The sequence below is a fragment of the Pseudomonas sp. GM50 genome (genome assembly GCF_000282375.1).
In the GTDB taxonomy this organism is placed as follows: Bacteria; Pseudomonadota; Gammaproteobacteria; order Pseudomonadales; family Pseudomonadaceae; genus Aquipseudomonas.
Genome location: NZ_AKJK01000015.1, coordinates 54791 through 72999 on the forward strand (window position 1 = coordinate 54791; position 18209 = coordinate 72999).

Consider the following 18209-nt stretch of genomic DNA (forward strand, 5'->3'; position numbering starts at 1 on the left):
CCAGCAAGTGAAACAAAGCTGCTGCACCTGAACTGCGCGCTACTCAGGCAGGGTAGATCTGATTTTGAATATCCAGAATCCCGGTGAGCTTGTCGGCACCATCAACGTAGCTGTAAACCAGCACATCGAGTACCCACTGCCCTGGCGCCGCGGCGGTAATGCCCATTTGCGCGGCGCTGTTTGTCATCGCCGAAGCCAGTGCCCCAACAAGACCAGAGGCCTGCCAGTCGGTGTCGACGTTGAACTGGACGGTCGGTACCAACACCAAAGGATTACGGAAGGAAAGGCTGCCTGGCGTTGTCGGATCGGTCTTGCCATCTACCGACTGCCAGTAAGCAGCGCCGATGCGCATTTGGCGTATCGTCCCCGGCAGAGCCTGGGCCTGTGATGCCACGAGCGTCTCGAAAAAATTGCTGAGTGCGGAAGTCAAGTCTGGCCCCGTCATCGGCACCGTTTCGATATGACTGAGCAGCGGGGTGATCCGTGTCGGAAACTTCGCCACCGGTGTCTTGTAGATGAACAGCGGGTTTATCTGGGCACCGGCAATCAAGTTGGCGTTGCGCGATATCGACGTTCCGCCGCTGGCGTTTTGCAGCAACAGCAGGTTGAGCCGGTAGAAGTCGTAATCGAGTTCCAACTGATCCGAGACCAGCGCCTGCTCTTTTTCCAGCGAAAATGCCAAGCGGGTTCCAGCCTGAGAGGCATTCAGCCAGGCCCCCTCCCCATTGCCGGCAGGCACATACTTCAGGCCCGGCCACAGTATCTGGCGGTATACCTTGATCACCGCTGATGCCCCTGTACCCGACAACGTCAGCCTGTAGGTCTGCGGTGCGGTAAAGACTTGAGGCTTCTGTTGCCCGTCTATTATTGTTTGCGTGCCCTGCGGATCGACAATCAACCAGTCGGTGTTACCGCTCCCGGCGACCGCAGGCTTGATCGTCTGCTTGCCACTAAGCTTGAAGCCATACCCCTCGAACTCGGTCGCCAGCACAGCTGGAACAACCCCATTGTTCAGATCGAACTGATAGCTTGCATCGGTCACAAACAGGAAGTCGTCAGGGTCTACCGAAAAATCTGTCATCTGCCCCGTGCGATCCAGTGTGACGCCGCTGATGTGGGCAGGCACCCCGCGGGTCAACGTCGACATCAGATAAGTGAAAGTCTTTTCGGGCAGGCCCGCGAACAGTTTCATGGCCGGCACGCCGCTCCAGGCATTCTGGAGCCTGACCGCCAGGTCTGCGAGCGCGGCAACCGCGTTCGCAGCGGCCGGGCTGGCAGTCCCGACCGACGTATCCGGCAGTTGCGCAAGGTCAGCCGATATAGCCGGCCAGACCGCCGAGAAAGCCGCCAACACTTCAATAACGCTCTCGTATTTAGGCGCGTTCGCATAGCTCAGGGCGTCGGCGCTGTCATCGCTGGTCTGGTTGAAACGAACCTCCAGCGTCATCTGATCCTGAGCCGCGTACTGCCGCTTCGTAGTGAAGCCGTAATCCCACTGGGCCAGCACTTTGGTCGGTTCCGGGGTCGTCGTCGCGTTGCTCGCAGACTGATCCGAGATGATCGCCGGCCCTGGATAACCACGTAAGGGGACCGGTACCTGGATCTGGCCGACCTCTCCATCAGTGTCCGCACCGTTGACAATGGGAACGATGAAGTTGAGCCAGGACGAGCTCTTGTATCCCTGGATACCGTCCACCGAATGAAGATCGAACTCCATCTGGCTGACCTGATAGTCGAGATTGAGCACGACCGACTTCTGAATGGCCGGGTCTTTGACCCCGAACAGCGTGGTAATTCTTGATCCGCTGGTTGAAAGCGCACCCTTGGCAGTGGCAATGCTCATTTGCGGTACGTTCTGAATGCCACGCGGGGGCGCCAAGCTGTTCAGCGTGTAGCTGCCAGGCAGTGTTCCCGCATCAATATCGGCCAGGTTGTCCGAGAACTGTTCCTGACCACCGAAATGGTTGGCGATCACTTCCAGTGTATCGGTAGCGCTCGGCGTGAACGCGGTGCTGTCGATGGTGACCGTACTGCCTGCGGCGAAGAAACCCGTGCGCTCTGCGTTGGCGTCGACCACATCCGCAATCTCTACGTTCATCCATGCAGCCACGTCCGTGATCGTGGCGAGCGAGGCAGGCACCCCATAAGACGTCACGTTGATCGCGGTAGAACCCAGGAACAGCGACTCATCGGTGGCGGCCAGCGTCATCCCGGCAGGTAGATCCCCGGGCAGCTTGACTTTGAAGAACCCGGCAATCGTATTGAGCGTATCGGAGCCCGTGGTCGTGTAGGTATCAGGGGCACCGGTATAACTGACTGTCAGCCCCGGACGAATGATGTTTGGGACATAAAAGATGGTCTGCGCGAGGAAACTCTGGGAAACCTGGGCCCGGGCAGCCAGCGGTGCGAACGGTTGGTTCGGATTGGCGACCGAAGCCGCATCATCCGGCGTACGGATGACCCCGGCTACCAGGTTGCCGGAGAGCTGTGGCGCCGTGGTTGGATCATCGCCAGCCCCCCTGCCCTGAACATCGAGATCGATTTGGACCAACGTCTGCACTGAGTATGCAGAGCTCAAGGTCGTCAGCAACTGTTGCTTGAGCGTGGCCTGAGCCTCATCAAGCCCCGTGCCGTCGGTCCCGAGAATCGGCGCGACGATCCCGGACATGCCGGTCGCGATCCCACCTTTAGCGGCAATCACGTCGGCAATATTGGCGGCGACCTTACTGTCCGAGGATCCCGACACGGCATATGACGGCGACAAGAGCAGATCGATGGCGGCCAGGAACTGCTGGTTCCATTGGTCTGGATCCGCAGCGCGGAAAGCCTGCTGTTTACCCGTCCAGACCAAGCCCTTGTCGCTGGAATAGGTCGGGACTTCGACGGTGTTGTTCCAGGCGACGGTCGAGAGAGGCGTTACACCGAAGTAGCGGACCCCGGACGTGTTGACCTTGTAGGTCATGCCTACGCCGGACTCTGAGAAGTTGACCACCCACAGCGTCTTTCCACCTGTCGACGACGCAGGGTTGGCAGTGGCTGCCAGCTTCAACGATGGTTTCTTGATCTGCGTGGTGCCCTGGGTCTGTGTCGATGCGGGACCGGTTGCGATTTTCAGCCCCGGGAAAGTCTTCTCGAAATCAATCGCGAACTGTTGGAGCGATCCTTGGTCGACTGCCGTCAAGCCGGCAAATGGCTGGGCCGGTATATCGGTCCGCGCTGAAACGACATGTGGCGCCCCTGCGAAGGCCGGAGCCAGCAGGGCCGGATCGCGGCTCATCGTCAGGGTCACGCCGAGACTGAGGATTGCCTTGGTTTTGGCCGGAGTAACCGACGCCATCACAGAACCGGTCAGCGGCGGCGCCAGCAGCGTACGGGCATTCACCGAAACACCGGACGCCGCAGCGGCAACATCGGCCACACTGATTTGTGTCAGGTTTTGCGCCAATCGGTCGGCGTTGATACGCGCTGTCAGCAGGCCAAAGGTGTCGTTGGCATACGTCTGGTATTGGGTGCCATCAATGGCAATAGTCATGTTGGCGGGCAGGAAACCTGGCAACGAAGCACAAGCCGAAGCAAGGCTGCCGTCATCCAGGTTGTAGCGGGACGCCACGTCATGGAGGGTGTCACCGCTGAGCGAGGTCATTGCCGGAGCGACAATGGCGGCCCCGGCCGCGATGATCCCGGCGAGCCCGGTTATCTGGGCCATGAAGTCGCTGACGCTGAGACCGAATGCCAGCGCCAGCTCGTTGATCGTCGATGTCACGGTCGGCGTTATCGTCCGGCCATTGAGGTTAATCGCCACCGAAGCGAACAGGCCGGGTACGTCACCATTGTATTGAGCGACCCCGTTCAGGCTCCAACCCGGATACTTGGCGATAATGTCGGAAAGTGTCTCAGTACCCGTTGCGCCGTAGAGGCTGGCATTGATGCCGATGTTGTTCGCCAGGTACGGGATGGCAAGCAGGGCCGAGTCCAGGAATGGCACCGAGCGGTTCTGATCAAGTACCGAGCCCACATCGCTGGCATGCGCCCCGGCGATATCCGCCAACGTCTCGCCCTCCGCAATAGAAACCGGCAGCGTCTCGATGAACAGAGCGGTGTTAACCCCCCAAATGCCGGGTACCTCAGCGTTGCCCATAAGGAACTGGGCTTCAGGTGTGCCCGTTGCACCGGATGGCGCGCCAAAATCGTTGACCAGCGACGTCAAGGTGTCGTTCGAGTTGGACAGCACGCTTGAGATCGTGAGCACCGTGCCCACCGGCCAGATGTCGTCCAGGAACTCATTGGCCCCGGCGACTTCAAGCACGGTGACGACTGCCTCCTGATCACCGCTGTTGCTGCGCACCTGCTCAGTGAAGCTGGTTGCTGCGTCTTCCAGCGTCACGCTGGCCGTTGTCTGGTAGCTGTACTGGCCCGTTGTGTCGGAATAGGTCAGCGTCAGGTCTGCGCTGAGCGGCACCGTCGAGTTCGGCGTCACCAGCCCCGGAACACTGCCCGGGCCGTCGACCACCAGGGTGCCGACCTGAAGCCCGATCGCACTGAGGGACAGCCCGGCCGAGCCGACAGTGGCAGACCGTACGGCTGTGTGCACCATTACATCCTGGGCCACGTTTACTGCGGCATTGTTGTCCGCCAGCGTGGCCAGGTCGATGGCGCCGTCCAGGCGAGTGACGATGGCTTGAGGTGTATCGCCGGACAGCACCAGATAATTGTTCGGAACAGCAAGTTGGGTCCCCTGCCCCCACAGCAGATCGGCCCGGGCAGCCGCGTTGTATTGCCCCAGATTGGAGACTGACACCGCATAGCCGGTGGAGCTCTGCGACAGCGTCAGGTTCAGCAACGCCCCAATGTCCTTGTAGCCATTGGCCCCCAGCGTTACCGGATCAACGACCAGGCCCTGCGCGCCGGTCAAGAAGACATAGGCGGAGTTCGCCAGGCCGAGGAGACGAACGCGAGCCGTTTCGCCAACGTTTTGCGCATCAGCGACAGTGCCTAGCGTCGTGCTCAGCCAACCGGTCACATCGGGCTGTTGCAGCTGGTAAGAAACGGTTTGATAGGTTGCCAGGGCACCGCTGGCGCGAACGGCCGGTGCGGTTGACAGCTCGGCACTTGGCGCGCCTCCCACCATCTGCAGCGGAGAGTTGTCCGGCAGGAACTGCGTCGGCGAAATCGAAACGGTGACCGCCAGATTGTTGTCCCCCGATACCGGAGAAGAGAAGCGATAAGCCGCCGTCGCTGAGGGCCATGCCCCGACTGAAACCATCTGGTCGGTGTAGCCCAGCGCCTGATCGGTGGCGCTCAGAACCGAGCCGTTGGTGCGATTGCCGAGTACATCCTGGAACGCAAGCGCGACCTCGGACATCGCATTGGCGCTGATGCCCGCATAGGGGTTCAACGCCGGTGGCGGCAACGGAGCACTATCGATGGAATGGTTGACCTTCGCAAAGGCAAGCACCGACATGACCTGCTGGTAGTCCCAGGGGGCATCATCGTTCTCAGTTGTGGGGCCGGCGGGCAGCCCCTCATTGCTGGCCTTGAGGGCAGTCGTTTCTGTGATCTGGAAGCCGAGCAGGTTGAAGAGCGTGTTCAGCGCCTGCTGATCGGTTTCATCTGCTGGATCGACGGGCTGTGGGTTCGCCCGGGTGACGTCGAAACCGATGTGCCCTTGCGGCAAGGTCGCGGTGAGGTTGAGTGTGCCGCCCCCTACAATGATGGATTGGCCGACCGCCAGGATCTGCGCGTCCTGGTTTGTATCCGCAATCAGTGACAGATCGATCGCCTGGGCAGAAGCGATGCTGCCAAAGGTGTCACCGGCCTGAATGATGTAGTCAGCCTTGGTTGGGATCGTGAGTGTCGCCCCGACCAAGAGCAGATCAACAGTGTTGAGATTGAGAGCGGCCAGCGCCTCTGGATCGAGGAAGTCATATTCCTGCGAGATGGATGCCAGCGTATCGCCGGGCGCGACGATCTGGACCGGGTTACCGGAGAACTGAAGATCATTGCCGGGCTGGAGCCAGCCAGTCACCTGAGCTTTTTCCGTTGCAATCGCGGCAACCGTCACACCAGCGCGCTGCGCCAGGCTGAGGAAACTGTCAGTGGCCAGCGCTGCGACCTGGCCGGACGCTCCCGTAACGGTGGTTCCCGGCACCATGCTTCCAACAACGGTCTGGTTCAGCTCAGCCAGCGAGACGGCATCAAGACTGACATAAGAGGCATAGAGCTGCGCCACACTGGCAAGCGTGTCTGAGCTCGTGACCTCGTGGGTCAGCGCCTCGAAGAAGATGTTGTGAGTACCGGCATCTACGTTGTCACCGATCAGCGCCACGTTGTTGAAGGCGTACGCTACCGGGCTACCCGCCACCTGATTGTCGGCGACCACAATGATCTGAATGGTCGCCTGGGTTGCGCCAGTGAAAAGGGTTTGAGGCAACCCAGCCGTTCCGTCAGTCGTCACATAGCGCAAATAGTAGCCACCGGATTTGACCACACTGCATTCCCACAGCAATTGCAGGAAGTTAAGCGAATTGGTGGGTTCAAGATCGGCCAGCGGCGTTTCCAGCAGGCCGGTATTGAGCATGCGAATCGGTGTTTTGCGCAGAGTGAGTTGCGGCGCGCCATGGCTTTCTGTACTGAGGTTCGTCTTCAGGATGAAGCTGTCGGTGCGGCTCAGCATGTCGGAAACCAGAACGCCAGTCGTGGTGGAGGAGCTCTGATCCGGATAGGCAATATAGAGAGTCGCGGTCTCGCTGTTGGTGGTAAGGAATTCCCACAGTGCCAACAACCGCTGCATCCCCGCTTGATCCGCTCCGGCGACCATATAGATGCCGTCGGGCGCGTCAGGGATCGTCTGAATGTCGATACTGATCGAGGTCGCGTAGCAGGCGTTTTCGAGGACAACGCTCTCGATGCTGCCATCGGACACCGTGGTGCCAGATTTTGGCTGGTACAGCAGCGTGCCGGTCGGACTGGCGGCAAGGGCCGATATCATGGCATCGGGCAGCGTCCACAACGACGGCTGCACCACTTTCTGGCCAGTCGGGATGATGTCCGCCGGAACTTGCGGGGTCACCCAGAGATTGATCGCGCCCACTGATTGGCAATCGGCCGTGTAGGCAAACTGCGGCAATGCAATGACTTGGGAGACGTCGGGTTGGAAAGTAAGCGTTTTGAAGCTATTGATCTGGTCGACTTCTGGCTGGACCAGCGGCATGACGGCAGCGCTGGGGTCGACGGACACCCACGACGCACCTGAACTGCCGATTTCGATGTCGTATCCAATGGCAACCGCGCCCAGCGGATACTCCTGACCGACAAGGGCATAGAGCGGGTATGCCGCCGTTGCCGATGGGGCTGGCTGCCCAGAGAACTGCGGCGCCGGGGCTCTCAGGCCACTCATCATGAAACGGCTGGTCATGTTCAATGCATCGGTGAACATCCCCATCACCGCCAGGTTATGGGTGAGCACCGACAAGCGCATGCCGGGGATAGCAACGACAGACAGGGTCAACATCTTCGACGTGGCATCGACCATAAAGAGGCCGGTGACCAAGGCAATGCAATCGGTCAGTTGTTCGAGGGAAAGATCATAGGCCGCAGATATGCTGCTCAGCGTGTCAGTGGCCGCTATCGAATGGCTTACATTCGGTGCTGTCAGTGATGCCCGGGTTGCCAGAAGCGATGCCGACCCTGAAGCAGTGCCGTCTGCGATCAACTTCGCAGAGACTTTATACTGGCGCTGGATGTTGCCGAAGCTGCTGGCATACGGAATGTTGATGATCTGGCCGACCGTCAGCGGGGCCGTGGCGACCAGGGTGCCATTCCACTGCTGCAAGCTCTGGATCGCCGCCGCCTGGGTTCGCTCATCGGCCGCGAAGAACGCTGCGGCGATAGAGGTCAGTGTATCGCCCGTTGTGGCCGCATAAGGCAGGATGAAACTGCTGCTGGTTGGGGCAGTGACGGCCGGCAAGCTGACGGTCTGGCCGATATCAAGGCTGATTGCAGCGTTGTTGCTGAGCAGTTGGGAGAGCGTGAGGCCTGGATACGACGCGGCCACCTTGGCGAAGGTGTCTCCACTCTGAACCGTATAAATCGTGTTATTCGTGGTGGTCTGCGGGATCGAGAGCGTCTGACCACCCGTAAAGGTCAGGTTCGGATTGGCCGTGGTCAGTGTCGTCGGATCGAAGTCAGCGACACGGTCGTACCAGTAACCGATGATTGAGTTGTAGGTGTCCCCTGCTCGGGTCACCGTGGTCAGATCGCCGAGCAAAATGGACTGGCCCGGGTTTATCACGGTCAGGCTCTCGGCGTTTGTCGTCACCAATTGCTCGGCGGTGACGCCAAACTGGGCCGCCAACGAGGTGATGCTGTCGGTTGATTTGGCCGTAAAGGTAATGTCACCGAGGGCAAGCGTAACCGCGGTATTGAGGACGTTCTGTGCGGACTGATTACTGGCGGCGACCATATAAGGTGTCACCTGCAGGGGCACCAACAACTCCGTCCCGGCCGCCAGGGGATTAAAATCGACGTCTGGGTTGGCGGCTTTCAGCGTGCCTGAGTCGATGCCAAAATCTGCGGCGACCGATGCCCCACTTTCACCGGCAATGACAGTGTGCAGGATGCGCATCGCCGGAATCGTGAGCGCGGTCCCGGCCGCTAGATTGCCGAAGTCCACGCTGGGGTTGGCGGCCTGAAGATCGGCCTGAGAGACGCCGAAACATGCACTGAGCCCGGCCAGAGTATCGCCGGTCTGGCTGGTGTACGTGAGCGTAGTCGTGGGGATGAAAATCGTCTGGCCGACAGTCGGGTCAGCGCTCTGGTAGTCCGGGTTGATAGCCCTGAGATCCGCTTCGCTCACACCGAATAAGTTGGCAATCGAGGCAAGCGTATCGCCGGTACGTACCGTGTAGTTGTTGGTAAAGCCGTTGGCGATCGACGTCAGCGAAGCCGCTGCGCTCTGGGCTTCGTCAAGTTGCAGGTCGAGATCAGCCAGCAGACTCTTGGCCTGCTGCATCAGCCCCTTGGTCAGCATCTGAAAATAGTAGCGGAATATGATGGTTGCCATTGAATCCGGCGTTTCCATCAATTCCTCGGCCCGCAGGGCTGAGCCCGTATTACGGGCGGCGAACTGCGCGGCCAGGTCGGCAAAATACTGTTGGATCGTCTGTTCGTAATCGCCTTCCGGCACGCGATCAGACAAGAAATTTATGGAGAAATCAGGGGTAGACATCGTCAGTTCGGGGATCATGGCCATCAAGGCCATGGGGATCTCTGTGCCGGGATCCGTTGCCGGCCGAGCCGCGACCGCAAACTGGATGTTGTTGCTGGTAAACAGCGCCTCCAATGCGCTGTAGGTGAAGATCGTGGACGCCACATCGTTCAAGGACAACGCGTCAAGAATTTCATCGATCAACGCAGCCGAAAGAGTTTCCCGAACGTGACCGATAGCATCCGTGATCCAGTCGGTGACAAATGTCAGGAACTGGTTGGTACCTGAGGCGGGATCCGTCGACGTCTCCATACCCAGCAGCAGGGCAAGTACCGGGTTCATGCCGGGACCAGGAAAGGTCGGCGCGCCCGGGAAACTGAAGTCGCTGGGTAACGCCTGGGAGATCAATGGAATCGCCGTCAGGTTGACCGTAGTCGTCGCTGTCAGGTTGAGTCCGGACCGGCGCAGCAGCACGCCGCGCTTTTGGAGGCTGCGAGCGGGTCGGCTGCGCAGCTTCGCGTAGGGCCGCTGGCGCAGCACCGGGGGCTGTGTCCGGTAAGAGCCCCGCAGGATGCTCTGAGGGTTTGAATTCGAGGCAATAAGCCAAGGGGTGGTGGAGTCTGAGCCTATGGTGAAGCTCTCGGTGATGGTCGCCGAGAAGGAGAAACGAATGCGGATGAAGACGATCTTGATCGAGACACTGACACGCACGCCTGCACTGATCTCAAGCAAGATGGCTTTGTAGCTCTCCAGGTTTAGAGAAACAGAGGCATAGACGGTCAAATTGACGCTGGCCTGGATGATTCCGAAGTCGACGGTCGCATAGACAATACCGACAACCGCCACGGTTCCGCGCAGATGCAGGTAACGCTCTGGCGACAGGCTGGCCGAGGTCGGATTGAACCAGGCAAGTACCCCCTGAACCTGTCCGCCGACGGTAATGCTGATGCCACCGGACAGGATGCCCAGTGAGATGGTTTTTCCGACGCCGACCTGGAGTGCCAGACCGAATTCGAGAACCGGCGAGAAATTGCCGTTCGAGATGACGGGCACATTGGTCGAGGTCGTCCCGTTGAGAACCGCAAAATAAAAGCCGCCGTAGCCGATGAACGGGAAAACCTGGACCGAGCCGGATCTGGAAAAATCAGTAAGACTGGGCGGAAAACCAACATCCACGCGGAAGTTTCCGTTGGTATAGATGTCCAGAGTGACGATTGGCAATGTGATCGAGACTTCGCCCATCTCGATGTGTCGCATGGCATCGGGCAGCGTCAACTCGATGTGGTAGACGCCAATGGTGTCGCTGATCTTGCGGTACAGGATTTCGAAACGAAGGCCCGCCAAAGAACCTGCCCGGCTGCCGGAGAGCTGGATCAGCAGGCCGTAGAGATTGGGGTCGTTGAAGACGACACTGAGCTGTACCGTCGACATCGCGGTAAACCGGGTTCCAATCAGCCAGTTAGAGCCCGCGTCATAGGAAAGCCCCGGTAATTGCGTGGCCGGATTTTGCTGTGGGTTGCCCGTTGGAACCAACGCCTTTTCAAGGGCCTTGATGACGCCATCCATGGTTGCCGGTGGTGTCTCTCGCAGCGCCATGCGCTGACCAAGGCCAAGGTATTCGAGATCGAAGCTTTGGGTGCCGGCGCCGGGCACAACGGGCGGTGCCTGGTTCAGTGGGTCCCAACTGAGTGGCGCGGCACCGTTCTGGCCGTAATCCTGACCCAGGAAGCTTCCGCTGAGCTGGAGGTCGAACTTCGACTTGCCGTACTGTTTGCTGTACTTCAGGACAAAATTAGTGAGTTTCATGAAGCCCAGATCGACGCTGAGATCCATGTCGACTTCAATGTTCTTGGTCTGGAGATAGACCTTGACCGTCAGGTTCGGCAAGCCGATTTTTTCCAGCACGTCCCACGGTGAGGAAAGCGAGATGTTCCGGCCGGGGTCGGCGAATTCCAGCAAAAAGCTGAACAGGTCGCCGACGGTGCTGTTGTTCAGACTAACGGCAACGTAGGTGTTGGCGGCTACCTGGTTGTCTTTGTGATAGGTGACCGACAGGCTCTTGTAGCTGAAGATAATATCAGTGGTGGTCGGATCAAAGAGGTAGGCCACGCCCAGGATCATGCCGTTGATGTCGACGGTGCCCCGAACATAACCGGAATACTGTGCCGGATCAGTGGAGGTCACGCGGCTGGATCGCAGCATGAACTCAGCCACGATCGACACCGGTAAAATGTCCAGTTTCCACATCACCTGGACGTTGACCATGTAGGTGTTGTTGCTGGTGTCGAGTTGGCACTGAAGGTAGTTGATGGTGATGTCTGGTACGGCATCGGCGATCCAGGGCAGGAGCTGACGCGCGACATCGGCGATCTTCATCGGTGTGTCCGGCGACATCGTACCGGTTAATACCCACCCCGCTGAACCGGAGCTGTTGTAAGCCGTTGCGTAAAACTCAGAACTTAGAAATACAAATGAAGTCGAGAGTTGAGCCGTTGTTTTCGCTGCCGATTTGTTGATCGTAAGGCCAAGACTGTCAATCTCGATAAGCGTAATTCCGCTACCCAGATTGATCGACCAATCATCCGTGGTAAAGAGCGCTTGGCCAGTGAACGAATAGTATCCGTTGTTGACATCCACGGTGGCGCTCAGCGTGTCGAACACACAACCGCTTTGCGGGATGCCCGTTATACCGACAACGGAAAGCAGGTCAGAAACGTCGATAGCGTTGTTGTTGTAGAACCGGCCGATCAATGAGGGAACGGAGACACCTGCGTAGAAGCTAAGGGTCTCGTTACCGAAGAAATGGAAGTTGCCTCCGACGCTGATGCTCAAACTCAACACATTGGTGAGCACCATAGAGAACGAGAACTCGATGCTGTCCAGGTTCGCCGCATTAAGGGGGAGTAGCGAGACAGACGTGTCCTCGACCACTTTCGTCGTCATCACGGACGATGTGGCGCCGCCATAGGCCAGCGATAACGATATGCGGGTAACGTTGAGTGCACTGCCGAGGGGAAAGCGCGGCGGGACATAAGCGGCGAGCTGAGTGCCGACGAACAGCGCCGCGAGGCTCGAAAGATCCGGGATATTGAGCTTCCAGCCGTCCGCGGTGCCGAACACCGGACCGGTCCCATCGTTGACAGGCAAGACGCTCGCCATCGAGACGGCACTGACTGCCAATTGCCCGGCCGGGATCTCGCCGACCAATTGGCCCGCGCCACCGGAAGACGAACTCGTCAGCGAGATTTGGGCCTTAAAGGTGAGCAGCCCGGCCTGTGCGGCGGTGATGGCTAGCTTGTTTGAGAGCGAGAAAACAGGGCATGTCGTGCTGGGCGCGGCCCAGCTTGTGATTGCACCGGTCACCGCTGAAATGGAACCGCTCCAGAGTTTGGCATAGGTCTTGGGAGGAACCGGCACGCCTGAAAAGGTCAGAGTACTGCCCGATGCTGCCGACGCCGCAGTCAGGCTGGCCCCCGTGAAATCATATTGACCCGGAACATCGTTGGCGATCTTGGCGAACGCGACACCCAGCACCTGACCGTCACCCAAAGTGACCGCGAGGGATAGTTCCGCCACGCCACTGCTATCGACACTGAACACGGCGGTGGCAGCCGGCTTCGTGAAGCCCATGAAGGTCCCGGTCAAGGTGCCAACAAGTGTGATGACCGTGCCCGGCGGGGTAGCGCTGATGAGTGCCATTTCGAGACTGGCGCTTGGAAACAGCGTGGTATCACTGAGCAGCGCTGTAAGAGGTGCTGATCCCAGTTGATTGTTGGCTGGAAGGGCCAGGCTCGTGTTCGAAGCGTTCAGGTAGCCATAGGTGTGGAGGCTGGTCCAAAGATCCTGGATGTTCATTTCTTGGCTCCCTGCCTTCTGATCTCGTGTTGCGGCGCAATCAGCACCGTATTTCCGTGTGCGGTGGCCTTGAGGCGGCTGTCAGCATTTTTGCCTGTACCCGTGTTACCGCCCGCGCCGTTTTTCAGATACGAGGCGTACCAGCCCAGGGCGCCGCTGGTTTGGGCGTCCGGATTGCCGAACATCAGCATGTTGATCTGCCCATTCGGCGGGAAACTGAGGCTCAAGAACTTCAACGCGATGTCTTTGAGCTGAAGAATGTAGGTCGGTGGCTGAACCAGGAACGAAACATCACCGAACGCCAGCTTGAGCACGCCTTGCAGCGAGATTGCGCGATCACCTGCGCTGACGCCTGGCATGCTGAGGCCTACATAGTTGGTAACGCCGTTCATATTGGGCGCCCATCCCAGCATCAGCGACGCGGTAAAGCCCGCCTGCGCGGCGAGAGCACCCAGGGAACCGAGATCGAGCTCGAATTCCAGGCCGAACCATGGGGCTGTGAGGACGCTTCCCTGAATCGGAGAATCAACCGGCATGAAGCCCATCGAGTCCGGCGTTGTCTGCCCTGTGCCCTGCACCAAACCCGTTAGCTTCATCGGGAAGTGGGCGGCCAGACTGAGTACCCGAACCTGACTGGCGCCCTGGTCGAGCAAAATTTTCGTGGCATCAAACACAAACGTTCGGTAAGTGGGCGACGCTTGATCGAAGGCCATGTCGATCGACAACGCCGAATAGACGAGGCCGTTCCCTATTCCGCCGACATCGATGACAGCCTGCTCGGGACCATAGGAGAAAAGATCGAACCCAGTCTGTGGCAAGAACGAAACCGACCCGCTCAGTTGGAAAAGGGAATTAACCGTGGTGTCGCCCGGATCGTCGTCACCACTGGTAACCGTGATGAAGGACGCGGTCTGAATGTTGACCATGTAGAGCGTACTGCCCGACATGCTGTAGGACGTGGGGCCATTGCTGGTAAAGGAGTAAGCCCCTACCCCTCCGCTCTTCTGATAAGTGCCGTAGAGCACCAGATTGTTGTCGGACGCGTTCTCCTGCGTTGATTTTTCGCCGAACAGTTCATTAATCATCAGTTCGATCGAACTGGAAAACGAAATGATTTCTGAATTGGCGATCCCGACCTTCAGTGACAGCACCTTGTAGTCATATGCCTGAGTGCTGGTCAAAGGTTCAAGCGAGTTATAGTCGATAAGGCCGAACGCCGAGCTCGCTGTTGTCACGTACTCAGCGGCACCGGTGACGACCGGGGTGACGGTGATGCCTAAATGGTGGGCCTGGAACTTCGACGCGTCGATGCCGGCGGCAAGTCCCTCCAACTGCGGCGGCAGTCCGGAAAGGGGGACTTCTCCATTCAACACAAGTATGCCGTTCCAGTTGGAGCTCAGCATCACCGTGTTGACGAAGTAACTGAGGTCGGTATCGCCTGCTTTCAGCCGGCTTGTCGCGTCATCGAAAATGTCGGAGATGATTTTTTGAGTCGCAGCCGTCGAAGTATTGAAGGCGTCGCCCTCAGTCCATTGAGCGGTGTCTGCAACGATCTGTACCAACTGCTTGTTGCAGAATTTAAAAATCACGATTGAGTTGTGATCCGCCCAGCGCCATGGGGACAAGTCAAACTCCCAATCAGCGACGAAGAGACTGAAGTCGCCGGTATAAGAACGGATGGTCTGGGCCCAGGTATCGTACTGAGTTGTCGTCAGGACACTCTGCAGCGAAATGTTCAGCGCGGCTTCATCTGGCCACATACCAGAACCGGGGCTGACTCCAACAACCAAGGGGGCGATCGCCGTCGTTACACTCGCATCCGTGATGACATTTTTCAGGGTCAGATAACGCTCCTGCGTCAGTACATATGGGAAGCTGCCACAAGCCGCAAAGCGATCTCCAGAGGACATGATGAGCGCCAACTGGTTTGTTTGCAGCGCGTCCTTCAATGGGCCATCGACAGCGCTGAGAACGACTGTGTCGCTGCGATACATCGGCACGACTGAAGGAGAGTTACCCAGAGTCAGGTGAGCCCAGCCCAATTCGTTTGCGGCCTGGTTGAACTCAAGCAGTAGACCTTGGGGGGTTGTGCCGAACGGCGGTGAGGGCAGTGTTGCGATGGATGCAGTGAGCCTGCTCGCGCTGAGTTTGATCGCCTGCTGGATCAGGGCCTTGCGCTTGGGCGCCCAGGCCTGCATTTCAAACTGCGAGATGTCATCGGTGGTCAGGCCGATACCGAGCGTCACCCCGGCATAAGGCAAGAGCGGATAGTCAACCAGCCCATCTCCAAGCGCATTGGCGTGCAGCACTGAAGGTAGCAACGTTCCAAGTTCCACTGGCAGGTAGTTCAAGAACGGCGAGGACGCATCCCCCGGCCCATTGTGCAAGACCGAGCTGTCGGGCTGCGCGAAGTAGGTCGAGCCGTCGTTTACGGAAAGGTACGCCCATGAAGTCTGGCCGGCACCCGTGAGCGGCCCGAACACGCGCTTAGTATCACTGGCTCCGGTGCCGGTGGCTGCTTTAAGCGTCGCTGCGAACGCCGGTTGATCCGGAACGAAATTCAGCGTCGCTGCTGCGTTGACATCCAGATACTCCACCGCAGACAAGCCACACATCAGTGTTGCGCTGAGGTTTGGTGCGGAACCCGGCAGCGACACCTGCTTGGTCACAGGCAGCGATACCGTGAAATCCCCGCTTGGTGTCATGGCAACGACCTTGTTGCCTGACAAGACGACAGGGTTGCCGTTGCTGTCAACCGCAAGAAGGCGATCAGTAAATACCAGCGAGGCACTGGCTGCCGGCGCAAGACTGACAGTTTCGCCAACGGCCGTGCGGTAGGTTGAGGCGAGCGGCGACTGATTGGCGCTGAACCCCGCGAAACTGCGCAGATGGTCGAGCGGGGTCAATGGGTCAAGCGTCATGTCTAGCGAGATGCCAGTGGTGCCGAAATCCAGAAACCTGTGGCTAGCGCTCTGGGCGTAACCGCCGCCGACCGGTGCTGTGTAAGAGCGCAGGCCTACATCCAACTGTTCGCCTGCGGCATCGCTGACGGACACTGAAAACTGGAAACAACCCGAGGTGGCACTGGGGCCGAGCACGTTGATGGCGCCGCCGCTCAGCCAAGGCAGTTGATAGGGCTGGCGTGAGCCGAACGGCGTGACCGACCAGCTATTGCCGTTTCCGGAGATGGACAAGCTCAATCCATCTTCGGAAACGGCAATAATGGAACCACTGTCCATATTGATGGATAGATTTGCACCCTGGATCATAGCCGAGCGGCTTATTACAGCCTGCGCGCCGGAGCGAGTCGCATAGACAACCATGGCGCTTAGTCCGACCGCGGGATTTTCAATGTTTTGAAACCATGCGGCGAACGCGCCCACTCTGGCACTGTTGGCAAAATAGACCTGAGCGGCTGAAACAAAGCTGTCGATTTGAGCCGGCTTCAACCCAGGGACCACGATGAACCAGCCCTGCGAGGAAAGTGCATCGGACAGGCTCAGCGTTTGGGGCCCCGTCACACTCGCTGGCAGCAGGTACGCCATCCACACGCTATCACCAGGCGATAAGGCATCAGGCACATATAAACTAGTCTGCGACGGATATTGGCGAAGGGCTGACATTTTCCGGCCTCGTAAGAGTGTTATTGTTCCGATTGGTCCCAACGGATAGTGCCGTCGCTTTGTATTTTGCCAGTGCCATAAAACTCATGATCTTTATCGTAAACCGTGACGGCCTGACCGCCGGAAACCTCTTGATAGCAATAAACCGTTATATCGCCGCTGTCATTCACCTGCATGGTAAATGGATCGTCGGCGACAATGTCTGGCACAAACTCGATAAATGCGCCGCCTAACGCATTCCCAAGTTTTATATTGTAATACTCCCCGATACGGCTCTTTGCAGTGGCTACAGGCACAGCAAGGGCGACCTTGCCAGACGGACCTTGGTAGTAATAAGCCGACTGATAAGTGGTCAAAAACGGGGTGTAAGATGCCTTGATGGCGTAGGAGTCATACTGTGGAGCATCGAATTCCACGTACCAATTTTTACTGCCGTCGGTGTATATATTGGTGACGGTCGCGTACTTGTCCGGGGTTGAGGTGTTTGATCTGTAAACCTCTACGATCGGCGGATCCCCTCCTGTTGCCAGGTCGCTGGAAGCTGCCCCAGTTGCACCCTGAGTGCATTGCTCGGGAATAATAAAATCTGTATCCGCGTACAATCGAGATGACAGAAACAGAACAGTAACGGCTAAAAACGTCAGGTAGCGCTTCATTTGAATGTCACCCCCCAATATATCGCCATATGATCTGATACGTTTTGCCGCCAACCGAGCTTGGACAGGCTGTTGGTGGTGAAGTAACAGGTAGGATCACCCGTCAGGGAAACACCGGTTATTACAAAGTGATCATAAGGACTGGAAGGTGCCCCCTTAGCGGTCAGGCTGGTCGGATCATTTTTCGGACAGGCCGACGGGGCGGTTGTTGGATTCGTTGCTGGGTCAGCCCATTTAAAACCGTTCTGATAGGCGTTCTTTTTGTTGGTAACGGCAATATTCCAGTCGCCGCCAATCACCACTGGAAAGCCGGCGGTGGGAATTTTTATTGTGCCGTAGGTCGTTGTGGTGAGGCTCTTGAAAAATGCGCCCGCCGCCGTGGCCTCGTCTTGACGTGGTTTTACCGTCTTACCAAAAACAGAATGGATATTGGCGAACCATGCATATTTGTCGGCCTTTCCGGTCACCTTTATTTGCGTGAGTATCGCGTAGGGAGGGCGACTGAACGAAGTGCTTGGCGCATCGATATAGGCAATGACTGTTATCTTGCTGGATTGATAAACAAAACAATAAGCCTCTTTATAGGAACTTGCCCCTTTCATCGCCGAGCAATCTTGCTTGATGCCGGTACCCAGCCCCGTGCACGGTACGGATGTTTGCATGGTTTCTTGCAAAAACAATATATCCACTGTGCCCATGAGCGCTTTAATTTGATCACATTTGTTCTTTGTGGTCGTCGTCGTACCCCATCCAAGATGAAGCGTATTTAAGGCGCCGACAGTCAGGTCAGCTGCATTGGCGCTGGCGATCAGAAAAAGCGCAACAACCCACGTCGAGAGGAGAACGCTCAACTTCCGAAGCATAATTCCA

General features: G+C 58.0%; 4 protein-coding genes. All 4 read right to left on the reverse strand.

Translation table 11 applies throughout. The annotated features are described in order from the left end of the window. Positions 1-43: 43 nt before the first annotated feature. Genes PMI30_RS25640 through PMI30_RS25625 form a run of 4 tightly spaced genes read right to left on the reverse strand, consistent with a single transcriptional unit; the run spans position 44 to position 18202 of the window. Complete coding sequence (locus PMI30_RS25640) at positions 44-13060, reverse strand: LysM peptidoglycan-binding domain-containing protein (RefSeq protein ID WP_008006193.1); 13017 nt, start codon at positions 13058-13060, stop codon at positions 44-46. Next, entirely contained in the window at positions 13057-16683 is a 3627-nt protein-coding gene (locus tag PMI30_RS25635) for a hypothetical protein (RefSeq protein ID WP_008006195.1), read from the reverse strand. The genes PMI30_RS25640 and PMI30_RS25635 overlap by 4 nt, the downstream gene beginning before the upstream one ends. Before the next feature lie 20 nt (positions 16684-16703). Next, on the reverse strand, positions 16704-17339 hold the full coding sequence (locus PMI30_RS25630; protein ID WP_008006197.1) for a hypothetical protein: 636 nt from the start codon (positions 17337-17339) through the stop codon (positions 16704-16706). Next, the gene (locus tag PMI30_RS25625) at positions 17336-18202 is read right to left on the reverse strand and encodes a deoxyribonuclease (RefSeq protein WP_008006200.1); all 867 of its coding nucleotides are present in this window, start codon (positions 18200-18202) and stop codon (positions 17336-17338) included. The genes PMI30_RS25630 and PMI30_RS25625 overlap by 4 nt, the downstream gene beginning before the upstream one ends. Positions 18203-18209 lie beyond the last annotated feature (7 nt).

Bases quoted from the DNA above. Each gene is read 5' to 3' on its own strand.
- PMI30_RS25640 (WP_008006193.1), bottom strand. From the start codon at position 13,060: ATGAACATCCAGGATCTTTGGACCAGCCTCCACACCTATGGCTACCTG.
- PMI30_RS25635 (WP_008006195.1), bottom strand. From the start codon at position 16,683: ATGTCAGCCCTTCGCCAATATCCGTCGCAGACTAGTTTATATGTGCCT.
- PMI30_RS25630 (WP_008006197.1), bottom strand. From the start codon at position 17,339: ATGAAGCGCTACCTGACGTTTTTAGCCGTTACTGTTCTGTTTCTGTCA.
- PMI30_RS25625 (WP_008006200.1), bottom strand. From the start codon at position 18,202: ATGCTTCGGAAGTTGAGCGTTCTCCTCTCGACGTGGGTTGTTGCGCTT.